Annotated in this window: 19 protein-coding genes; 3 read left to right on the top strand and 16 right to left on the bottom strand. The window is 38.2% G+C overall.

Features of this window, described 5'->3' with window-relative positions:
• Nucleotides 1-49 precede the first annotated feature (49 nt).
• The 3 genes from HCZ11_RS06155 to HCZ11_RS06145 all read left to right on the top strand — a co-directional run bounded on the left by HCZ11_RS06155 (nucleotide 50) and on the right by HCZ11_RS06145 (nucleotide 2,283).
• The gene (locus HCZ11_RS06155; RefSeq protein WP_167657932.1) at nucleotides 50-1,198 is read left to right on the top strand and encodes a Gfo/Idh/MocA family protein; all 1,149 of its coding nucleotides are present in this window, start codon (nucleotides 50-52) and stop codon (nucleotides 1,196-1,198) included.
• 3 nt (nucleotides 1,199-1,201) lie between these two features.
• Nucleotides 1,202-1,672, top strand: coding sequence for a hypothetical protein (locus tag HCZ11_RS06150; protein ID WP_167657931.1), 471 nt, complete (start codon nucleotides 1,202-1,204; stop codon nucleotides 1,670-1,672).
• A gap of 248 nt (nucleotides 1,673-1,920) precedes the next feature.
• Complete coding sequence (locus HCZ11_RS06145) at nucleotides 1,921-2,283, top strand: FkbM family methyltransferase (RefSeq protein WP_167657930.1); 363 nt, start codon at nucleotides 1,921-1,923, stop codon at nucleotides 2,281-2,283.
• A gap of 46 nt (nucleotides 2,284-2,329) precedes the next feature.
• Here HCZ11_RS06145 and HCZ11_RS06140 read toward each other — a convergent pair whose 3' ends face one another.
• The 16 genes from HCZ11_RS06140 to flgL form a co-directional block, all read right to left on the bottom strand.
• On the bottom strand, nucleotides 2,330-3,838 hold the full coding sequence (locus HCZ11_RS06140; protein ID WP_167657929.1) for a class I adenylate-forming enzyme family protein: 1,509 nt from the start codon (nucleotides 3,836-3,838) through the stop codon (nucleotides 2,330-2,332).
• Nucleotides 3,839-3,842: 4 nt separating this feature from the next.
• Entirely contained in the window at nucleotides 3,843-5,405 is a 1,563-nt protein-coding gene (gene pseG, locus HCZ11_RS06135; protein WP_167657928.1) for a UDP-2,4-diacetamido-2,4,6-trideoxy-beta-L-altropyranose hydrolase, read from the bottom strand.
• Complete coding sequence (locus HCZ11_RS06130) at nucleotides 5,392-5,652, bottom strand: phosphopantetheine-binding protein (protein ID WP_062566791.1); 261 nt, start codon at nucleotides 5,650-5,652, stop codon at nucleotides 5,392-5,394. The genes pseG and HCZ11_RS06130 overlap by 14 nt, the downstream gene beginning before the upstream one ends.
• Nucleotides 5,649-6,686: a pseudaminic acid synthase gene (gene pseI / locus HCZ11_RS06125; protein ID WP_167657927.1), complete on the bottom strand. Its 1,038-nt coding sequence runs from the start codon at nucleotides 6,684-6,686 to the stop codon at nucleotides 5,649-5,651. The genes HCZ11_RS06130 and pseI overlap by 4 nt, the downstream gene beginning before the upstream one ends.
• Before the next feature lies 1 nt (nucleotide 6,687).
• Nucleotides 6,688-7,458 (bottom strand): NTP transferase domain-containing protein, encoded by a 771-nt coding sequence (locus HCZ11_RS06120; RefSeq protein WP_254869080.1) that lies wholly within the window; start codon nucleotides 7,456-7,458, stop codon nucleotides 6,688-6,690.
• Between the two features lies 1 nt (nucleotide 7,459).
• Nucleotides 7,460-7,948 (bottom strand): GNAT family N-acetyltransferase, encoded by a 489-nt coding sequence (locus HCZ11_RS06115; protein ID WP_167657926.1) that lies wholly within the window; start codon nucleotides 7,946-7,948, stop codon nucleotides 7,460-7,462.
• 1 nt (nucleotide 7,949) lies between these two features.
• Nucleotides 7,950-9,269 (bottom strand): aminotransferase class III-fold pyridoxal phosphate-dependent enzyme, encoded by a 1,320-nt coding sequence (locus HCZ11_RS06110; protein WP_167657925.1) that lies wholly within the window; start codon nucleotides 9,267-9,269, stop codon nucleotides 7,950-7,952.
• Between the two features lie 100 nt (nucleotides 9,270-9,369).
• The gene (locus HCZ11_RS06105) at nucleotides 9,370-11,448 is read right to left on the bottom strand and encodes a 6-hydroxymethylpterin diphosphokinase MptE-like protein (protein ID WP_167657924.1); all 2,079 of its coding nucleotides are present in this window, start codon (nucleotides 11,446-11,448) and stop codon (nucleotides 9,370-9,372) included.
• 11 nt (nucleotides 11,449-11,459) lie between these two features.
• Nucleotides 11,460-11,759, bottom strand: coding sequence for a hypothetical protein (locus HCZ11_RS06100; protein ID WP_167657923.1), 300 nt, complete (start codon nucleotides 11,757-11,759; stop codon nucleotides 11,460-11,462).
• A complete protein-coding gene (gene fliS, locus HCZ11_RS06095) occupies nucleotides 11,749-12,177 on the bottom strand; it encodes a flagellar export chaperone FliS (RefSeq protein ID WP_167657922.1) in 429 nt (142 codons plus the stop codon). Before fliS ends, HCZ11_RS06100 begins: the two co-directional genes overlap by 11 nt.
• Before the next feature lie 39 nt (nucleotides 12,178-12,216).
• Nucleotides 12,217-13,620: a flagellar filament capping protein FliD gene (gene fliD, locus HCZ11_RS06090; protein ID WP_167657921.1), complete on the bottom strand. Its 1,404-nt coding sequence runs from the start codon at nucleotides 13,618-13,620 to the stop codon at nucleotides 12,217-12,219.
• Between the two features lie 26 nt (nucleotides 13,621-13,646).
• On the bottom strand, nucleotides 13,647-14,063 hold the full coding sequence (locus tag HCZ11_RS06085; protein WP_167657920.1) for a flagellar protein FlaG: 417 nt from the start codon (nucleotides 14,061-14,063) through the stop codon (nucleotides 13,647-13,649).
• 83 nt (nucleotides 14,064-14,146) lie between these two features.
• A complete protein-coding gene (locus HCZ11_RS06080; RefSeq protein WP_167657919.1) occupies nucleotides 14,147-15,115 on the bottom strand; it encodes a flagellin in 969 nt (322 codons plus the stop codon).
• Between the two features lie 162 nt (nucleotides 15,116-15,277).
• Complete coding sequence (locus tag HCZ11_RS06075) at nucleotides 15,278-16,252, bottom strand: flagellin (RefSeq protein ID WP_167657918.1); 975 nt, start codon at nucleotides 16,250-16,252, stop codon at nucleotides 15,278-15,280.
• Between the two features lie 428 nt (nucleotides 16,253-16,680).
• Entirely contained in the window at nucleotides 16,681-17,652 is a 972-nt protein-coding gene (locus HCZ11_RS06070; RefSeq protein WP_167657917.1) for a flagellin, read from the bottom strand.
• Nucleotides 17,653-17,999: 347 nt separating this feature from the next.
• The gene (gene flgL / locus HCZ11_RS06065; protein ID WP_167657916.1) at nucleotides 18,000-19,232 is read right to left on the bottom strand and encodes a flagellar hook-associated protein FlgL; all 1,233 of its coding nucleotides are present in this window, start codon (nucleotides 19,230-19,232) and stop codon (nucleotides 18,000-18,002) included.
• Nucleotides 19,233-19,234 lie beyond the last annotated feature (2 nt).

Genomic DNA, 19,234 nt, shown 5'->3' with positions numbered 1-19,234 from the left:
AAATGATTGATTGCCGATAAATGGCTATGATCAAAAAAGGCAGATATATATGAATGACAACAATAAACAATTAAAACTTGCCTTTATTGGCGGTGGCAATAACTCAGCTGTAGGCTATGTTCACTTCGCCGCAAGTCAACTTGATAACAAGTTTGCAGTAGTTGCAGGTGCCTTTTCAAGAAACCCCGATGAAAATAGTGCAACAGCGCAGAGGTGGGGAGTTTCAGAAAAGCATTTATACAACGATTGGCAAGAGCTTGTAGAGCAAGAGAAAAACCATGTTGATGCATTTGTTATACTGACACCAACACCCCATCATATTGAGGTGATAACCTCGCTTCTAAAGGCGAATTTACCGATTATTTGCGAAAAAGCACTTGTTACCGGCCCTGCAGAAGTCGCTGAAATTGAAGCCTGCTACGATAAAAATAAACACTTTCTAGCTGTTACATACAACTACAGTGGCTATGCGATGGTCAGAGAGTTGAAACACCTAGTAAAGCAAGGTGCACTTGGCACTATCCAAAAAATTCACCTTGAAATGCCACAAGAGGGATTCAGAAGGCCGCCAGATATTGCAGGTAAACCATCGATGCCGCAGGAATGGCGTTTAAAAGATTTTGAAGTGCCAACCATTTGCTTGGATTTAGGGGTGCATTTACACCACTTATCAACATACTTACTTGAAATGGAGCCAACAGAAACAATCGCACAATTTACTAACCATTCTCAATACCCTAATTTAATTGATGATGTAAATATGTTGCTGAACTACCCAAATAACATAAAGGGTAGTATGTGGATGTCAAAAACGGCTATTGGCCACCGCAATGGACTTCAAATCAGAATATACGGTGATAAAGGAAGCGCGCGTTGGTTCCAACTAAACCCTGATGAATTAGAGTTAAACTACAATGACGGTCGCAGAGAAATCTTAGATAGAGCCGGACAGTGTGAGTATGCTAACCAATTTAGATATAACCGAATGAAGCCAGGTCACCCAACAGGATTTGTTGAAGCTTTTTCTAATTTATATACAGATATTTACGAAGAACTTTGCTGTTACTTAGCTGGTACAGACAAAAAAAATGACTATGTATTTGGCTTAGAGCAAGCGAAAGACGGCTTGAACTTATTTAAAGCAGCGCAAGAATCAGTCGAGTCAGCGCAGTGGATAAAGCTTAAAAGAGGTAATTAAATTATGATGAATAACCTTCCTATAGCAATCTATGGCGCCGGTGGTAATGGGCAAAAAATCTATCATGCACTTTCAGAACATGGAATTAAAATAGAATTTTTTGTCGATTTATACACGCAAGAAACTGAGTACCAAGGCTGTCCAATTTACAAACCTGACAATATTGCCAATAAAAATGTAACCATGCTTGTATCGGTATCTTGTACAAGTGAAGCTATTAAGCAGGATCTAATTGGAATAGGTGTTCAAGAATGCCTAAACATGAATGAAATCATTAATAGCTACCCATATGTTTTAGAAAGTTTTATTTCAAAGGATTACCGAGCAAAACTAATCTCTAGCACACAGAACGACAAAGAACAGTTAGCTTGGCTTAAAGAAAGACTAAGCGATGATGAGAGCAAAAAGTGTCTTGATGATATCATCGCATTTCGTAGCTCACCCTCTAGTGAAAGCTATGTTGAAAACGACTAGCAAACCCAATACTTTCCACCTTGGTTACTGAAACTTCCTCTTTGGAAAAATGGGATTAACTTTATTGATTGCGGTTCATATATCGGCGATACACTTGCAAGTGCAGCACAAGTATTAAAAGAAGCAGATATACAGTTAAGCACAATGCAATGTTTTGAACCTGATCCAAAGAACTTCCACTTATTAAACAAAACAGCGAAAGAATTAGTCTCTCAAGGTATTAAGACTTATTTATTTCCATGTGGTGTATGGGAAAAAATACAATATTGAGCTTCAGTGCAGACCTTTCGCAAGGCAAGTTTGCTGACTCACAGCAAATCACAGACAACAATCTACTTCTGCCTGTTATAGCGTTAGATGATACCAGCATAGCCTCTGCGGTTAATTTCATTAAAATGGATATCGAGGGCGCAGAGCCGCATGCATTGAAGGGCGCAAAAAAAATTATAACGCACCAATCCCCGCTACTCGCTATTTCCGTCTATCATGAGCCTGCTCATCTTTGGCAAATAGCTCAGCAAATTGAAAGCTATAACCCTAATTATGAGTACAAACTTCATTGTCATGGCGATTTCGGTCTAGAGATAATACTGTACGCAATTCCGAAATAAAAAACTTTATAAAGCAGCCTTCATAGGCTGCTTTGCCAACTTATGGCTATTGGGAATACTTTTCTTTGACCAACTGACGAAGAATTTTGCCTAAACTACTTCTTTCAAAACTATCAATCTGCTCTAACACTCTAGGCTGTTGATAATCGGTTAATTGCTGTAAACACAGTTTCTTTAATTCTGTTTCATTTACTGACGCCGAAACCGTCGTATAAACAACTTTTATTACCTCACCAAACTGAGAGTCTGGAATTGAAAAAGCCACGCAATCCTCAATGTCCGGATGCATTTTTATAACGGCTTCGATATCTTGAGGGTATACATTGATCCCCCCGCTTGAGATCAACTCTTTTTTACGGCCGACATAATATAAATAGCCTTGCTCATCAAGGTAACCTAAATCACCGGTTTTGAAAAAATCACCAAGATAATAAGCTTCTCGCGTTTTTTCCGGTAATTTATGATACCCGCTAAACCCGGTTGTTGTTTTACAACAAATTTCTCCAACTTCAGTTGCAGCTAATTCTTGGCCATGCTCATCGGTAATTTTCACAGTAACAAATGGTAAAGCATTGCCTACACTGCCGCTCAATTCAGGGTGTTCTGATACCGCAAAATCAGTCACAACACCAACCTCTGAAGCACCGTAACACTCGTGTAAGCGGCAACTAAGCAAAGAAAGTAAGCTTTGTTTACTCTCTTTATCTAATACCGCCGAAGAGGATACGAGGCAGCGTAAAGAGCTCAAATCATGCCCTTCAACACCATTTTGAATTAAGCTTACTAATTGAGACGAAACGGCAAATAGAAAACTCACCTGCTGCTGTTCAATTGCTTGTAGCCATAGCTTCAAATTAAACTTTGGTAATACAACCGTTGTTGCACCAAGCATCAAAGGCATTAGCACACCACGCTGAGCTAATGAGTGGTACATAGGAGTCGCTACGAGAATAACGTCATCGGGCGTTAATCCGTAGTAGTTTATGGTCGCATCAAATGCTCTATTTACTTTACATGCTTGGCTCAACACTATTGGCTTAGGTTGACCGGTAGAACCAGAAGTCATGGTTAAGATATAAGGTGCTTGCGTATCAATTGTATCAGTAAAAAAGTATTCTGCTTCAGCTTGTTGAACACAAAGCCAATTTGTTTCATTAGCAACACTTTGGCCTAATGTTATTAAATTTTCAGCTTCAATAAGATTATCTGCAAGAAGTGATTTGCTAATGGTCGGCCAAGCAATCACCTTAGCAACGGGGGTTTTCTTAAGAGCAACGGTCAGAGCAAGCCCTTTTAAGCTAACAGGTAACGGCACAGCGGCTAAACCTAATTTAGCGATTGCCAGCAGCGAAACAATAAATTCAATACCGTTAGGTGCAAATATTGCGACACGTTGGCCTTGCGTAACACCTTGTTTTAAAAAATGGCTAGTAAGCTTAATAACTTGCTGATTTAATTCATCATACGTTACGCTTTGCTGTTGAAAAACGACAGCTACCTTAGTGGGAGTGTTAGCGACATTCGTAGCAAATAACTCATAAATACCTTTATCCACCTACTCACCCTTTTCCTACAAAATTAAAATCATCAATCGAAGCATTTGGAAATAAATGTTGGGTCACTGCCATTTTTTTCGCATCCCCTGCAATAGATTTAAATCCTGCTCGCTGATTAAGCAAATTTACAAACTTATTTTCTTTATTAATAACGGCTACCCACATTGCATCTGGGTATGTTTGCTCAGTCTCTTTTAGTTGCCAATCTAATACTAGTTGAGCATGGGCAAAATTAACATCGTCACTTGCTGCAAACCAGCCACCTATTAAATAATTTTGCTGTTCTATTTCATACAATTGATGCCAAACGTAAAGTAACGGCTTGCCTTTCACTTCCATAACATAAGAGTCGCGTCGATTAGCAAACCACCAGCAATAATGATCAAGTTGATCGATATCTTTTGTGATCGTCATTCGCCAAGCATTGTTCGGTAAGTTTCTCGCTGTCAAATAGCGGTTTATGTCCTGATCAACCACTCGCCTTAACGTGATTGTGTCGGTTAAATGCTGATACTGGCTTGCAATTAGATTGTTATTGGCTTGAGTAATCTGGCTAGAAGCGAGTTCTGAAGTAATTAACTTAGCAACACGACTTGCACCTTCGCCATCAATTTTTACCGCAACGTTTTCACGCATTAGGTGGATACGTTCTATATTTTGTAGCATTGCTAAAATTAGCTTTAAAACCTGTTCTGGCGGATAGTCAATTAAGTTTGCGATATGGAAATAATGCCCCAAATCATCTAATGCAGCTTGTTGATTTTCTTGATTCTTTGCGATTGAGAACGTTAACGCAGGGGTTTTAGTCGCAGCCAGCTCATACAAGGACGTGCCTAAAGCGCCAACAAACAAGGTACAGCTTTTATAGTAGTTTGCTAAACAACTAGGTGCTGCAATTAAATTTAATTGTGAGTGACCTAAAGCTAACTCATGTAGCTGAGTAACGGATGTAGCATTAGGGCCTATAATTAGATTAACTTTATACTCTGGCGCTGTTTCAAGAATTAATCGTATGATTTCAGTAAGCTGTTTCCAATCGCCACCACCGCCGAGAGAAAACATAAGCTCTTTATTTGAGCGCTCTGTTTGCACGCAGTTTCGATAAGCCCTAGACAGCATCGAAAAATCAGGACCAAGTAAAAAGTGTTGTGATTCAAGTGCTGTACTTTGATAACGAGACGAAGTCTTTTCAGCATTCCATTTACTATCGATAACCAGCTCTGCTAGATGCTCTCTTTCAAGATCATCAACCGCAATAATCGATGGCACATGTTTAGCCATCTTTGATTCCCATTCAATATCAAAACGATAGCTATCAATAATTAATTTATCAATAATGAGCTGTTGCTCGTTGAAAAGCTGAACACAGTTAGCCGCATCTTCTATCTGTGTTTTTGCATAGGGTAATAAATGTATATTTCCAAGTTCTTTAGTTAAATGATCCGACAATTGTGTATCGACTAATAAAACAACCTCTTCACCTAAACATTGCAACTCTAACGCGAGCCATTTGCAACGCATAAAGTGGCCCAAGCCACATAGTGTATCGACTCTAATTGCTATCATTTAACTTCACTAACGCAGTCGCTAAATTTCCTACTTTTGCGTTTTCACTGTCGACCATTAACTCTGGAGGAACAGCAATACCATATTCGGTTTCTAAGCTCATTATAAGGCTCAGTATTTCAAATGAGTCTAACGCCCCTGCAGCTACAAAGTCATATTCAGCAATGTCAGCATCTTCAACAAATACGCCGCGTTCTAATAAAAATTGCTGAACCGAATGGATTAAGTCTTGTTTCATATCGCTCATTTTAGATCACTCCAAGACAATTGAGTGCCACAACGTAATTCTTTATTAACTGTTCGTCCAATAAGGTTTGGAAGCTCTTTTGGCATAATTTCGCCGCCCCCAGGACGCATTTGTCTTAAATGCTCAGAGCTCAGCTGATCTCCAGCTTTAATATCTTTGATAATGTAAACACAGCGACGTGCTTTTGAAGCAACGGATGGATAATCAACTTTACCCAATGCTTTTTCAATTTGTCTCACTCCATGGACAAGGGCCTGAAGCTCCGATGGCGTCATTGAAAAAAAGCTATCTGCAGTATTATCTGTTTTATCTAATACAAAGTGCTTTTCTATCATGCATGCGCCGACGGCAACTGAAGCCAGTGGCACATCATTTCCCAGTGTATGATCAGATAAACCCACCGGACATTCAAAAGCCTGTTGCATATGAGGGATAGTTCGCAAATTAATAGTCTCTGCAGGAGCGGGATAAGTGCTTGTACACTTCATCAATGCAAGTTCAGTAACACCCGCATCTTCAGCGACTTTTACCGCCTCAGCAATTTCAACTAACGTCGCACCACCTGTAGACATAATAACGGGTTTACCGGTAGCCGCTACATCACGAATTAATTGGTGGTCAATTAATTCCGGTGAAGCAATTTTATAGGCTGGAGCATCTAATTGTGCTAATAAATCTACTGCCGATTTATCGAATGGTGATGAAAAACAAGTAAGTCCAAGTTTTGCTGATAGTTCAAACAGTTCCGCATGAAAATCCCAAGGCATATAGGCTGTCTTGTATAAATCATGTAAGTACTGACCTTGCCATGGTCCCGTCGCTTCAAAGTGCGGAAGTTTACAATCCATGGTTAAAGTATCTGCGGTATAAGTTTGTAGCTTAATCGCATCAGCACCGGCTTCATGAGCGGCATGAACTAACTCTTTAGCTTTATTTAAACATTGACCATGGTTAGCTGACATTTCAGCGATGATATAACAAGGGTGATCGTGCCCTACCCATGTATCAGCTATTTTAAATTCTTTCTTAAACATTTTACCCAACTTGAACTTGTTCTACGTGCTCATTGATCTTAAGTATATCAGGATGAGAGCTTAGCATTTGTTTTAATTCATCAAATGTGAAATCAGTACGGTAATCGAATAAGCTATAAATGGCTTTAATTAACTCATAGTCAGCTGGCTCATCTAAAGTTAAACGCCAATGACTTAAATCATCGATGTTCTTATAGTCAGCCACTTTCATATTTCTGCAAATATATTGCGTCATATGCTCTTTTTCAAAATCTTCTGTTGCGCATTTAAAGGCTGATTTAAGCGCCTCAAATGTAAACACTTCTGTATCAAAACCATTAGGAAAACCACAGTGAGGGCCAGCCGAAATATAATCATACTCACTGCGCACACTATAGAAGTGGTCTATAACACGTGCGGTTTCAGTTAAATCAATAAGAGGACAATCACTGGTACAACGAACAATCACAGTATCTGAGTTTGCCTTTACAGACTGTGCAGCTAGGTAATAGCGACTTAATACATTGTTAGTGTCACCTTCAACGTATTTCACACCCAGTCGTTCACACAACTCAGTGATCGGTCGCTGAGTGCCATCATCTGTTGTCGCGATAATGATCTTCTCTTTAAAAGGAGCCAATCTTTCAAGCATCACTTCTAATACAGGCTTTGTTCCAAGAGGTAGCATTACCTTTTGAGGTAAACGAGATGACGTCATTCTAGCTTGAATTACAATATAAAAATCGTTGTTCAGAAGCTTTGAAACAAGCTGTTCAGTATAAGTATTCAACAACTTAAAACTCCCATAACATTGTTAGACCGCCATCATTTCGACCATCATCTACAACTTTAAAACCTATTTTATAATAAGCCGAAACGGCAGCAGTATTAGCTGAGTCAACACCAAGCTGCATTTTAGTAGTACCTAATTGCTGCTTTGCATGGCGTGCAAAACATTCAATTACTTCCTTTGCAACCCCTTTGCCATGCCACGCTTTTTCACCAATCAGAATACCCATTTCAACACAATCGCGTTTTTTTCCTTTGATGATAAACTTAATATTTCCAATATGCTCATCACTATCAAGAGTAAAAATGCCATAAAAATACACATCTTTATCTGCAAGCTGCTCTTCAATATATGCAACAAGGCCACTGTGAGACTCTGGTTTATTTAGGATGAATTCGCTAACACCTGAATTCAACCAGTTTAAATACTTAGCCGATGCATCCGCTGCTTCTAAGTATCTTAGTTTAAACCTATCTGAAGTCAGTAAGTTCATCTTAATTTAGCCTTTTAAAGCCCGAGGTTGATGGAATAACATGTGCCAGTAACTCTGGGTTTTCAATCGCATCGGCTATGGCAGAAAACGCATTATCAACCGCTTTTAAATAAGTCTCAACGTGGTGCTCTTTGTGCGCATACATGCAGTAAAACATATTAGTTGCTAATACACCTTGCTCTAACATTTTCTCAATAAAGTAGGATTTAAGCGTCAAAAAGTTTTCATTCTTTAAACTAAAGTGGCAAAGGGCATCAATACCAGAAACATGAATTTCAAGGCCATGCTTTTGCGCTAAACTTAGCCAGCCATCCTTAATTTTTGCACCGATTACGGCTAGATGCTCATGGACTTGGTGTTGCTCGTAATAGTTGATCGTTGCTAATGCAGCAGTAGGCCCTACTCGTTCAGTCCACATAGTGCTAGATATAAAACTAGTTTGTGCTGCATCCATCCATTTAGACTTGCCTATGACGGCAGCCATAGCATATCCATTAGCCATTGCCTTAGAAAAAACTGCAATATCAGGATTAATACCCAGCTTCAAATGCGATCCGCCACAGTTGATCCTAAAGCCCATAGATATTTCATCAATAATTAATGGGATATTTAATCGTGCTGCAATGGCCTCAACTTGCTGCCAGTATTCTTCAGATGGGGCAAAATTTCTCATTGGCTCCATCACGATAGCTGCAAGCTCATCACCATTTTCTGCAACTAACTGCTCTAGAGCTTCGATATCATTAAAAGGAAAAGGGAGTGCTGTTCCTGCTAGCGCTTTTGGAACACCTTTAGGTGAAAGGCCAGGAATTAAATGGTCGTTAAGATTACTATTACTTGTAACATTGGCAGATAAGTACCAATCATGCCACCCATGATAACCACTAAAAGCAATTTTATCTTTACCTGTTGCTGCTCGTGCAATACGCACTGCGACAGTCATTGCTTCACCGCCACAACGGGCATATCTAACTTCTTCAGACCAAGGGTGTAATTCTAATAACTTCTCAGCAAGCTCAACATCCTCAGGGCAATTTAAGCTAGAACTAACCCCATTGCGAATAGAGTTAATAACCGCATCATCAACTTCATCTACCGCGTAACCAAGAATATTTGCGCCGATACCAGAAATAGACATATCGAGGTACTCGTTACCATCAAGATCCCAAACTTGGCATCCTTTTGATTTAGAAAAATACCCAGGCCAAATATTGGTACTAAACATATCTGGTCGCTTAGAAAGCAATTGAGTTAAGCCAGGGATAATTGACTTTGCTTTTTCTTGTAATTTAATACTACTTACTACAGATTTATTTGTCATATTCTACCCAAAAGGAACCAATCTAATTAAAGAAATGTGTACACAAAATTAAATAACACTAAATTTCTACACGATAGAAGCTTTATCACGACTAAATAGACTACTTACACACTCTGAAGTTATTTCTATAATAATCAGGGGCTTGCTCTAAAAATTCAATCCAAAGATTTAGTGCTTTGCGGTAATAAGGCATAATACTTTCTTCATCACCATAATTATATAAAAGAGATACTAGAACTGAGGTTGTATATAAAGCCTCTCCCTCTAGCAGCAAAAATAAATTCAAATAATTAGTTGAAGATTTAAAGGAATATAAATACCGAATACTGCTTAATAAGGCTGATAAAGCTTCACCTCTGACCTTTACATCCTCTTTTAAGAACTCGATCATTGTATTGCAACAAGCTTCAAATTCGTCAAAATTAAGTAATGCTTCAACATCAGCGGTTGAATTCCGAACAGAGAAGCAATTTGACTTTATATAGTCAATTACATAGTTTTTATCGACACTAGATTGTTCAAGTAAAATATTGTCAGAACGTAATGGTAAAGCCCCGTTAATCTTGGCACCATTACTACAGTTATAAAAATTAATCCCTTTACTCTGAAAAGAATGAATTAATTTTTCCATTTGTTTTATCCCTACACTCATAAACTCATCGGTAAGAACAGCAGGAACAAAATTACCTGGAACAGAAATTTGCTGGCCTATTTTAAGAGGTTTGTGTTCAACTCCTTCACTATTTTCATAATAGAAACTCGATTTTGAATGGTGATAACTTTCATCAATATAACCATTATCAACACCAAACAAATAAACATTCTTAAGCCCTAAATGACAAACATAACTTAAAGCAGTATTACCAACTAACGGATTACAAAATGAAAGAATCTGTGTGATCCTGTTTCTCTGAAAGTACTCCGAAAGATGAATAAGCTGAGTGGATGACTCATTTCCTTTTAAGCCATAACCAACCCAAGGAAATAATCCTGACACAGTTGGATGCATCACATTTGTCACAAGCAGGTTTATTTGCTTACGAGCGGACTCAGGTAAGAAGTCTCTTAAAAAATCGTAAGTCAGTTCCGTTCGCTCCAAAGCAACATGGAAATCTGGAATAATTCCTTCCCTCACGAGAGCTGTTGAAGCCGAGTTACACGCAACAACAACAACTTTAGATTGCATTTTCTTTAAAAAGTCTATTTCCTGATCTAAAGATGGTCCATTTGCAACAATAAAAATAGGGAAACTCTCAATATCTCGACTCAACTTATGTTCCGAGTTAATAAGGTTCAAACCATTATCTAGATTACCAAGCGTGTGAGCAATCCCCATTAAGGCATCATCAAAAAAACCAAAACCAGTAAAAAATTGATGATAATTAACTTTAAACTCTTCAATCCACTTATTCATAAAGCTTGAAGGATAATGTTGGTAAAACCATGTGTAGCTAACTGAAGCAACACCTACATTTCTTGTCCGCTCATAAAGTTCTTTAAAAACCTCAGACTCAGTCTTGCCTATACCTAAATATAAGAAACTACCACTTTTGTCTATGGTTTCTAAAATACATTTCCAATCAGCAACAAAGAGGCTTGCAAAAAAGTAATCTTCATTCGGTTCCAAAATATTGATAAAGTCAATTTTTATATCTTGTAAAATCATATTCAAATGATAACCAAGACCAATTCCAAATAACATCAAACTCGGAAGCTCTTTATCTAAAGTGCTATTATCTTGTAACTCTACTTTCGCTTTATTAAATACCACACCCAACGATTTCATTAGTTCAACATGTACAAAATCCAATTCATTTTCTAATGAAGATATACGGGAATGATCCGTTTTACCTAAAATAGGAGATTCAATATTCTTTCGAACTTGCTCTTCAACTTGCTGAATTGGGTTTTCAGAGTACATCGGAACATTTGTATCATAATCTACAATATTTGCAGTCCCATCTTCATTTACAATTAACTGAAATTTTTCATTAGGAATATAATCGATATATTTTTCAAATATCTCAGGGAAGTAATGTTTAAATGCAAGTAAGTTTTCTTCAAATTTTAAGTTTGCTTTCTCTGCAAAAGCCTGTTCTTTTTGTTGTTTTGCTAATTTCTTATCTATTTCATTAGAAAGTGATTCAAGTTGAGTTTTAACCGATTTATGTATAGTCATTCATTTCCTACCTACTTGATACCTTTATAAACATCTATCTTTTTTTGGTTGCGTAAATGAGAACCTATCTGCTGAGCTAATGCTTGTTTCTTAATTTCAGTGCGCTTTATTATTTTTTGGAAATTCGCGTAAAAATTTCGCAAAGCTTCCACTTCATCTTCATTATAATTCTCACGCTGTTCAAAGAAGTTTCTGAGCTTTTTATCAAGCTCTACAAAGCCAGACTCTAATGAATCAAAATCGTTGTTTTCTAGGTAGGAATCGAGTGCATCAATTTGCTCTTCAAGATAATCTAAACAATTAACCGACATTAGCGTCAGCACCATTTTCCCGAAGTGTTTGCTCCCTAATATCATGTGGTATCGCATCCCACGCAGACTTTATTTCTTTCAGTAAGCCACTTACCTCATCGATAATTGTAGCGTCGTTATTAATACTTGCATCTAATAATCGATCTATCATGTAAGAATAGAGCGCATATAGGTTTTCTGTCACTTCACCACCAACTTCAAAATCCAAACAACCTCTAAGTGCTTCAAGGATAGCTGAAGCTTTTGATAAGTGCTCACTCTTTGCTTCGAGGTGTTTTTTTTCAATTGCGACTTTTGCCATCACCATTTTCTCTACAGCTCCAGCCATCAACATTTGGATTATCTCGTAACGATCGGCACCTGCAACACGGGTTTTCAGAGCTTCTTTCTGATAATTTTTTACTTTTGCATTATACATAAATCACCTAATAATAATTTTTAAAGTCGCCTTAATAACTTATGATTTAGATTTGGTAAATCCTGGTAAACTTGATAACTGTGCACTTAAATAAGATTGCGTTGATTGCATCTGGGCCAGTAGTACATCTAAACCCGAATATTGTTTTCTCAATCGTACTTCAAGCTCTTCCATACGATATTGGTGATTTGCAACATCATCTTCTAATTCATCTAATTGACTATTTAAATTCTCTTCACGTTGCTTAATAATACCATCAGAATCAATATAGTTATCTAGCAATGATTCAAATTGCTTAGCTATACCGTTTTCTCCTGCAAAAGCCTTGCCAATATCATCAAAATTATCATCCATCGCTTCATTTAAGCTACGCACTAATGATGACTTTTCAAGGTAGCCTTCTTTATCAACTCCTAGGCCAATATCAAAAATACTGGTAAATGGGCCTGAATCAGTTAAATTAGTTGAAAGCGTGTTCACTAACTGCGAGCTTAAAGAACGTATTGTTGCATCACTATTGAGCGGCTTCCCAACGCGCGATTGAAAACCTAGCTGGCCGATAACGTTATTATAATTTGCAATTAACTCATCAACTAAAGTCGTAATACTCTCTCTATCGTACTCTACTGATAGTTTAGCTGTTTCACCGTCAACACTTTGACGCTTAGCAGTAATAGTCATATCTTGTACGGCATCTTTAAAGGTATTAGTATCATTTGTAATGGTGATACCATCCACTTTTATGACTGCATCTTTTGCTTCATTGCCTGCAGCGATAGCAATACCGCCAGCCCCACCAGCATTTGCAACAGTTGAGACATTATCAAGCTCAGCATTATCATTAGTAATCACAAGATCATTACCAGTACCTGACACACTCGAAGTAAAAACTAGCTTAGATTCAGTGCCTGTATTTATGATATTAGCAGTTACACCAAAGTTACTATCAGAGTCATTTATTGCATCGCGTAGATCGGCAAGAGTTGCGCCAGCATCAAGAGTTATATCAAAGCTTTTGTCACCTGCAGCAAAAGAAAGCGTTCCGCCAGAAGCCGTTACTACATCATCAGTCGAAGTAAATAAACCATCATTTGAGGTTGCTCGACTGCCTTGCGCAAGATCAACAACTTCTATATTAAAGTCACCAGGAGTAATATCTGAGGTAGGCGTTACAGAAATTAAATCGCCATCATCACTTGTGGGCTGCTTAATATTAGCAATACGTTTATCAAAGTTATCCGGGTCGGCAAGTTTCTCTATGGTATCTTGTAGTTTTGATAAAGCTGATTTCACTTCTCCAAGTGCTGATAACTCAACCTGAAGTGACTCTTCTTTTTTAACAAACGCATTCATTTTTGGAGTATTTTCAGCTGAGACTGTTGCTGAGATAATACTCTCAAGATCCAATCCTGAACCGATACCTGCGGATGTAATCAGTGGCATAATAATACTCCTAATGAAACTGGTGGTTATACTGAACTATTAAACAGTAAGCCTTTATTAGTTAATTTATCGGCAAATTCATCTAAAGCTTTAGCAACTTCACGAAATTCCTTGGTAGGAATTTCTCTGATGACCTCATCACTTTCTTTATCAAGTACCTTGATAATAGGCGGATCACCAAGCTCATCAAACTCAAAAACTAAATTTGTTGAAGTCACAGGAATATACTCGTTTAACTTTTCAAGGTTTTCCTTCACCACGGCAATTAAATCACGTTTTTCTTGTTCTTCTTTTTTAGGCGTTTTTTCAATATTCACAGGTTCACGACCAGCAAGTTCTGTGCCTTTATTACTTTTAACTTCGTCTATTTCCGGCTGAATTAAAGTTGGTGTGGACGAAGATAAGTTATCGGGCGCTTTTTTTAACGAATTAACTTCAATCATCGCAGCTGTCTCCTAATACAGATAAACCAAGTATAAGCCACTGTGCTGAAATTTTCCTCAACACAGTGGTAATTAGGTAACCACTAACCAAGTAGAGAAAGTGCTACTTGTGGACGTTGGTTTGCTTGGCTAAGAATGGAGCTACTTGCTTGTTGTAAGATTTGCATCTTAGTTAAGTTAGCTGTTTCTGTTGCAAAATCGGTATCTTGGATACGCGAACGTGCAGCAGATAAATTTTCAGCAATATTAGCTTGATTCCGAATGGTTGATTGAAAACGGTTTTGCACCGCACCTAGCTCTGCCCGCTTTTTGTCTACCACAGCAATCATTGCATCCATACCAGCTAAAACAAACTGTGCATTACCTTGTGAAGAAACACTGATAGATGTTTCTCTAAATTTTGTAGCAAAATCATCAGTACCAGCAATTGCCGCCCCTGACACATCTGATACACCTGCAGCAAGAGTTGTTAAGCCGTTACCTGTAACGTTACTAGCGATACTCGCGATACCAGATAAAGTAAAACCATCTTCAGCTGATAACGACCCTGTTGCTGAACCACCAACATTTTGCATGCTAAAGCCGATAGTTTGTACCGCATCAGCTCCCACTTGGAACTTCGCATCATAAGAACCATCTAGTAAATTTTGGCCACCAAAGGTTGTATCTTCAGCAACACGATTAACTTCCGCAGAAAGTGAACGAATTTCTTCTTGTAGTGCCAAACGGTCTTCATCTGTATTCGAACCATTCGATGCCTGTTGAGCAAGAGTACGAATACGTTGGAACATTGATGTTACTTCGTCTAATGCCCCTTCAGCTGTTTGAGCAAGAGAAATACCATCGTTTGCATTTCGGTTACCTTGCGTCAAACCATTAACCTGACCAGTTAAGCGATTTGCGATTTGCATACCAGCAGCATCATCTTTTGCGCTATTGATGCGTAAACCAGAAGACAAACGTTTGAATGATGTATCGAGTGAGTTGCCAGAATTCATTAACTGGCGCTGTGCGTTCAAAGAACTCACATTAGTATTTACGTATAAAGCCATATTAGCCTCCGCTTTATCATTTTATAGATGAATAGCGGGATACCCCTACCCTGCTATTCAACCGACTTAGAGTCCTAGATTGATAGTTCTCTAAGTCGTTTATCGTCCGATAAAGCGAAAGCTTTAGCTTTATTTGTAAATTTTTTAACTAATTTTTAAATTTTAACCTTGTAGCAAACTCAAAGCTGCTTGAGGTCGTTGATTTGCTTGGCCTAAAATAGTTTGACTTGCTTGCTGTAAAATTTGATTTTTAGTCAAATTTGCCGTTTCTGCAGCAAAGTCAGCATCTTTAATACGTGACTTCGCAGCTGATAAGTTTTCTGAAATATTTGCTTGATTCCGAATAGTTGATTGAAAACGGTTTTGTACCGCACCTAACTCAGCACGCTTTTTATCAACAACAGCTATCATAGCATCCATACCAGCAAAAACTTGCTGTGCATTTACTTGGCTTGAAACACTAATATCACCAGCAGTAATACTGCTGAAACTAACCGTTGCTTCTGTTAGCGCTGACGAAACACTACTTATACCAGCCGCAAGCGAAGACATTCCTTTACCACCAACGGCAGAAGCGATTGCTGCAATTCCTGACATGGTAAAACCACCATTATTCGTCATAGAAACCTGACCATTCGTAGTCGCACCCACACTTTTCATACTAAAGCCAATTGTTTGAACAGCATCAGCACCTACTTGAAAGCTAGCTTCATAACTACCATCGAGTAAGTTTTGACCGCCAAATGTGGTATCAGCTGCAATACGGTTAACCTCATCTGATAATTGACGGATCTCTTCTTGAATTGCGAGTCTATCTTCATCGGTGTTTGAACCATTTGCAGCTTGCTGAGAAAGAGTACGAATTCGTTGGAATGTTGAAGTAATTTCATCTAATGCACCTTCAGCTGTTTGAGCAAGTGAAATACCATCATTCGCATTTCGGTTACCTTGATTCAAACCCAAAATTTGTGATTGTAGACGGTCAGAAATTTGTAAACCAGCTGCATCATCTGCTGCACTGTTAATACGTAAGCCTGATGAAAGGCGTTTAAACGAGGTATCTAAATCGCCACCTGATCTATCCAACTGTCTTTGTGCGTTTAATGCACTAACATTAGTATTTACATATAAAGCCATAATAAACTCTCTTCTTATCTGTCAAAGTTAAGTCACTTTAAAAGTGTTTTGACAAAGTGACCCTTACAGCGGCAAATCTGAGTCGCCTGGGGCAAAAAACTGCCACTTTGCTGGTTAGTTAATTAACTTAAAAGAATTAGAGCAATTAATAGGCCAACTATTAATTGAAATTAAAAAGGAATGAAAAAAAGGCTCCATTTAGGAGCCTTAAGAGAGATAAGTTTAAGAGTGGGTTCAATCACACAAATTATGGCATAATCTGTGCTTTATATTTTATGTTCTTACAAATGTTAGAACACTACTGTCAGGATTTTGAGCGCCTCCGCTTTATAATCCTATCTTAGCGCCTTTGTTAATACCCCATTAGACAAAGGCGCTTTTCTTTAAGTCAAAGTTTTGACTTCACCTTAACTTAAATCCCTCAACTATTAACCTAGTAAGCTTAATGCCGCTTGTGGACGTTGATTCGCTTGACTTAAGATTGTTTGGCTCGCTTGTTGTAAGATTTGCATCTTAGTCAAGTTAGCTGTCTCTGTCGCAAAGTCAGTATCTTTGATACGTGATTTCGCTGCGCTTAAATTCTCAGAAATATTAGCTTGGTTACGAATTGTAGATTGGAATCGGTTTTGTACAGCACCCAGCTCCGCACGCTTTTTATCTACAACTGCAATCATTGTGTCCATACCTGCTAAGATAAATTGTGCATTACCTTGAGAAGATACACTGATAGATGTTTCTCTAAATTTTGTAGCAAAATCATCAGTACCAGCAATTGCCGCCCCTGACACATCTGAAACACCCGCAGCCAAGGTTGTTAGTGCATTACCCGTTACACCACTCGCTACACTAGCAATACCAGACAATGTAAAACCATCAGCATCCACGCCTGACATTGAGTTTGCTGTCCCACCAACATTTTTCATGCTGAAACTTATAGTCTGTACTGCATCAGCACCAACTTGGAAACTAGCATCATATGTACCATCTAAAAGGTTTTGACCACCAAATGTTGTATCCGCAGCAACACGGTTAACCTCTGAAGACAAAGAGCGAATCTCTTCTTGAATCGCTAAACGGTCTTCGTCAGTATTCGAACCATTTGCAGCTTGTTGTGCAAGTGTACGAATACGTTGGAACATTGATGTTACTTCGTCTAGCGCACCTTCAGCTGTTTGTGCTAATGAGATACCGTCGTTCGCGTTACGGTTACCTTGGTTAAGGCCGTTGATTTGCGATGTTAAACGGTCAGAAATTTGTAGACCTGCCGCATCGTCAGCTGCGCTGTTGATACGGAAACCAGATGATAAACGCTTGAATGAAGTATCAAGTGAGTTACCAGAATTCATTAATTGTCTTTGTGCGTTTAATGAACTAACATTTGTATTTACATAAAGTGCCATGATATTTCTCCCGAAGTAAACTTATCATTTACTCTCAAACTTACTCTAATTAAGCGGTAACTGTTGTTTGTTACTCTGCTTGGTTAATTAAGTTATCGGTCCGCTCAAAAAATCCTTTAGTGAATTTTTAAACAAATTTTAAATTTTTATTTAAGACACTGTATTTATAGAAGAAATACTTTAACTTTTTAACTAAATATAGCTTCTGGTTACCTTGAAAGCCGCGTTCATGATGTGTTACTGAGGATATAAAGACTAAAAATAGTGCCCTAAAAGCGCTTTTAAAGTGTGAAGCTTAAGGAAGGTTTTGTAGGTTAAGCTTATTAAATAAGCTTAACCTATATAAATTATAAGTAATCAAATAATGATAAGTTAGCCAAACGGCCAAATGTTGCCTGAGCAGCTTGCAATGATGTTTCTTGTTTAGTGAGTTCAGTAATTGCTTCAGCCATATCAAGCTCAACGAGTTCTGCTTTTGCTGCTTTATTACTGGTATCTAAATCACTATTAGACTGTTCAATTTTCTTGGCCGTATTTAAGCGACCACCTAAGCCAGCCTGAACAAGAGAAACCTGATTTTTGGCATTATCGAGTTGTACAATAGCATCCGCTAAAACTTGATCAAACTCTTCTTGAGTTAAATCAGGATTGGTTAGTCCTGCTATCAGATCATCCAAAGTATTTAACGCATTCTCTTTTTGTGGTGCTTCAAGGTCAACATCAACTTGGCCATTTGCAACAGGTGAAACAGAAATCTCCATACCTTGATATTCAATTTTACCGTTTTCAAAGCTACCGCTGTCAATCGTTACACCAGCTTGCTGCACAACAAATGTATTAGGTGTGCCTGTGGTAGTAATAAAGCTTAGTGTATTAGCATTTGCCGCTGCAGCAGGATCAGCGTTGTAGCTAGCCTGATGGAATTTATCGAAATCAGCTTGCTCAGTAACATAAATTTTTGAGCTTGTAATACCGCCTGACACAGTGCCGTCGTTTGATGCCACATTTAGTCGAGCATTTACTTTTTCGAATGTATCAAAACCATTGTCACTTGATTTGATTTCTACACCTTCAGCTACTTTGATCTTGTGTTGCCCCTGATCGCCACCATATTCATAGCGTCCAGAAGTACTATTAAAGGTGTAAGACGGAGTATTATCTTGGTAACCCGAAAAGATAAATTTACCGTCTTCGGTCTTTGCATTCATCAAATCAAGTACCGTACTTTGCAATGCTTTAACTTCTTCAGCAATACCTTCACGGTCGATATCACTATAGGCACCGTTACCAGCTTGAATAGATAAAGTATAAGCAGACTCAAGTGCGCCTTTAATATTTTGCAGCACACTTTCTTCTGTCGTTAGGCGGCTATTCAACATAGTGATATTTTTTGTGAACTGTTCATTACCCTGAATGCGATCGTTATAAAGTAAAGCGCGAGCCGTTGCTGAAGGATCGTCAGCAGCAGTCAATACACGCTTTTGGGTATTAACCTGCTCTTGTGCTTTGTTTACATTTTGCTGTGAGTTAAGAATAGAGTTAAGGTTATTCTTATACATCATGTTATTTGAAATACGCATAA

The organism is Pseudoalteromonas sp. HF66 (assembly GCF_011806445.1).
Classification (GTDB): Bacteria; Pseudomonadota; Gammaproteobacteria; order Enterobacterales; family Alteromonadaceae; genus Pseudoalteromonas; species Pseudoalteromonas apostichopi.
Note: the sequence above shows the minus strand (reverse complement) of the source record. Positions and strands in the feature narration are given on the sequence as shown.

Excerpts from the sequence above, each read along its gene's own strand:
- fliD (WP_167657921.1), bottom strand. The coding sequence starts at position 13,620 with ATGCCACTGATTACATCCGCAGGTATCGGTTCAGGATTGGATCTTGAG.
- HCZ11_RS06130 (WP_062566791.1), bottom strand. The coding sequence starts at position 5,652 with ATGAGCGATATGAAACAAGACTTAATCCATTCGGTTCAGCAATTTTTA.
- HCZ11_RS06105 (WP_167657924.1), bottom strand. The coding sequence starts at position 11,448 with ATGACTATACATAAATCGGTTAAAACTCAACTTGAATCACTTTCTAAT.
- HCZ11_RS06155 (WP_167657932.1), top strand. The coding sequence starts at position 50 with ATGAATGACAACAATAAACAATTAAAACTTGCCTTTATTGGCGGTGGC.
- HCZ11_RS06075 (WP_167657918.1), bottom strand. The coding sequence starts at position 16,252 with ATGGCTTTATATGTAAATACTAATGTTAGTGCATTAAACGCACAAAGA.
- HCZ11_RS06150 (WP_167657931.1), top strand. The coding sequence starts at position 1,202 with ATGATGAATAACCTTCCTATAGCAATCTATGGCGCCGGTGGTAATGGG.
- HCZ11_RS06100 (WP_167657923.1), bottom strand. The coding sequence starts at position 11,759 with ATGTCGGTTAATTGTTTAGATTATCTTGAAGAGCAAATTGATGCACTC.
- pseI (WP_167657927.1), bottom strand. The coding sequence starts at position 6,686 with ATGTTTAAGAAAGAATTTAAAATAGCTGATACATGGGTAGGGCACGAT.
- HCZ11_RS06110 (WP_167657925.1), bottom strand. The coding sequence starts at position 9,269 with ATGACAAATAAATCTGTAGTAAGTAGTATTAAATTACAAGAAAAAGCA.
- HCZ11_RS06115 (WP_167657926.1), bottom strand. The coding sequence starts at position 7,948 with ATGAACTTACTGACTTCAGATAGGTTTAAACTAAGATACTTAGAAGCA.
- pseG (WP_167657928.1), bottom strand. The coding sequence starts at position 5,405 with ATGATAGCAATTAGAGTCGATACACTATGTGGCTTGGGCCACTTTATG.
- flgL (WP_167657916.1), bottom strand. The coding sequence starts at position 19,232 with ATGCGTATTTCAAATAACATGATGTATAAGAATAACCTTAACTCTATT.
- HCZ11_RS06085 (WP_167657920.1), bottom strand. The coding sequence starts at position 14,063 with ATGATTGAAGTTAATTCGTTAAAAAAAGCGCCCGATAACTTATCTTCG.
- HCZ11_RS06070 (WP_167657917.1), bottom strand. The coding sequence starts at position 17,652 with ATGGCACTTTATGTAAATACAAATGTTAGTTCATTAAACGCACAAAGA.
- fliS (WP_167657922.1), bottom strand. The coding sequence starts at position 12,177 with ATGTATAATGCAAAAGTAAAAAATTATCAGAAAGAAGCTCTGAAAACC.
- HCZ11_RS06080 (WP_167657919.1), bottom strand. The coding sequence starts at position 15,115 with ATGGCTTTATACGTAAATACTAATGTGAGTTCTTTGAACGCACAGCGC.
- HCZ11_RS06145 (WP_167657930.1), top strand. The coding sequence starts at position 1,921 with ATGGGAAAAAATACAATATTGAGCTTCAGTGCAGACCTTTCGCAAGGC.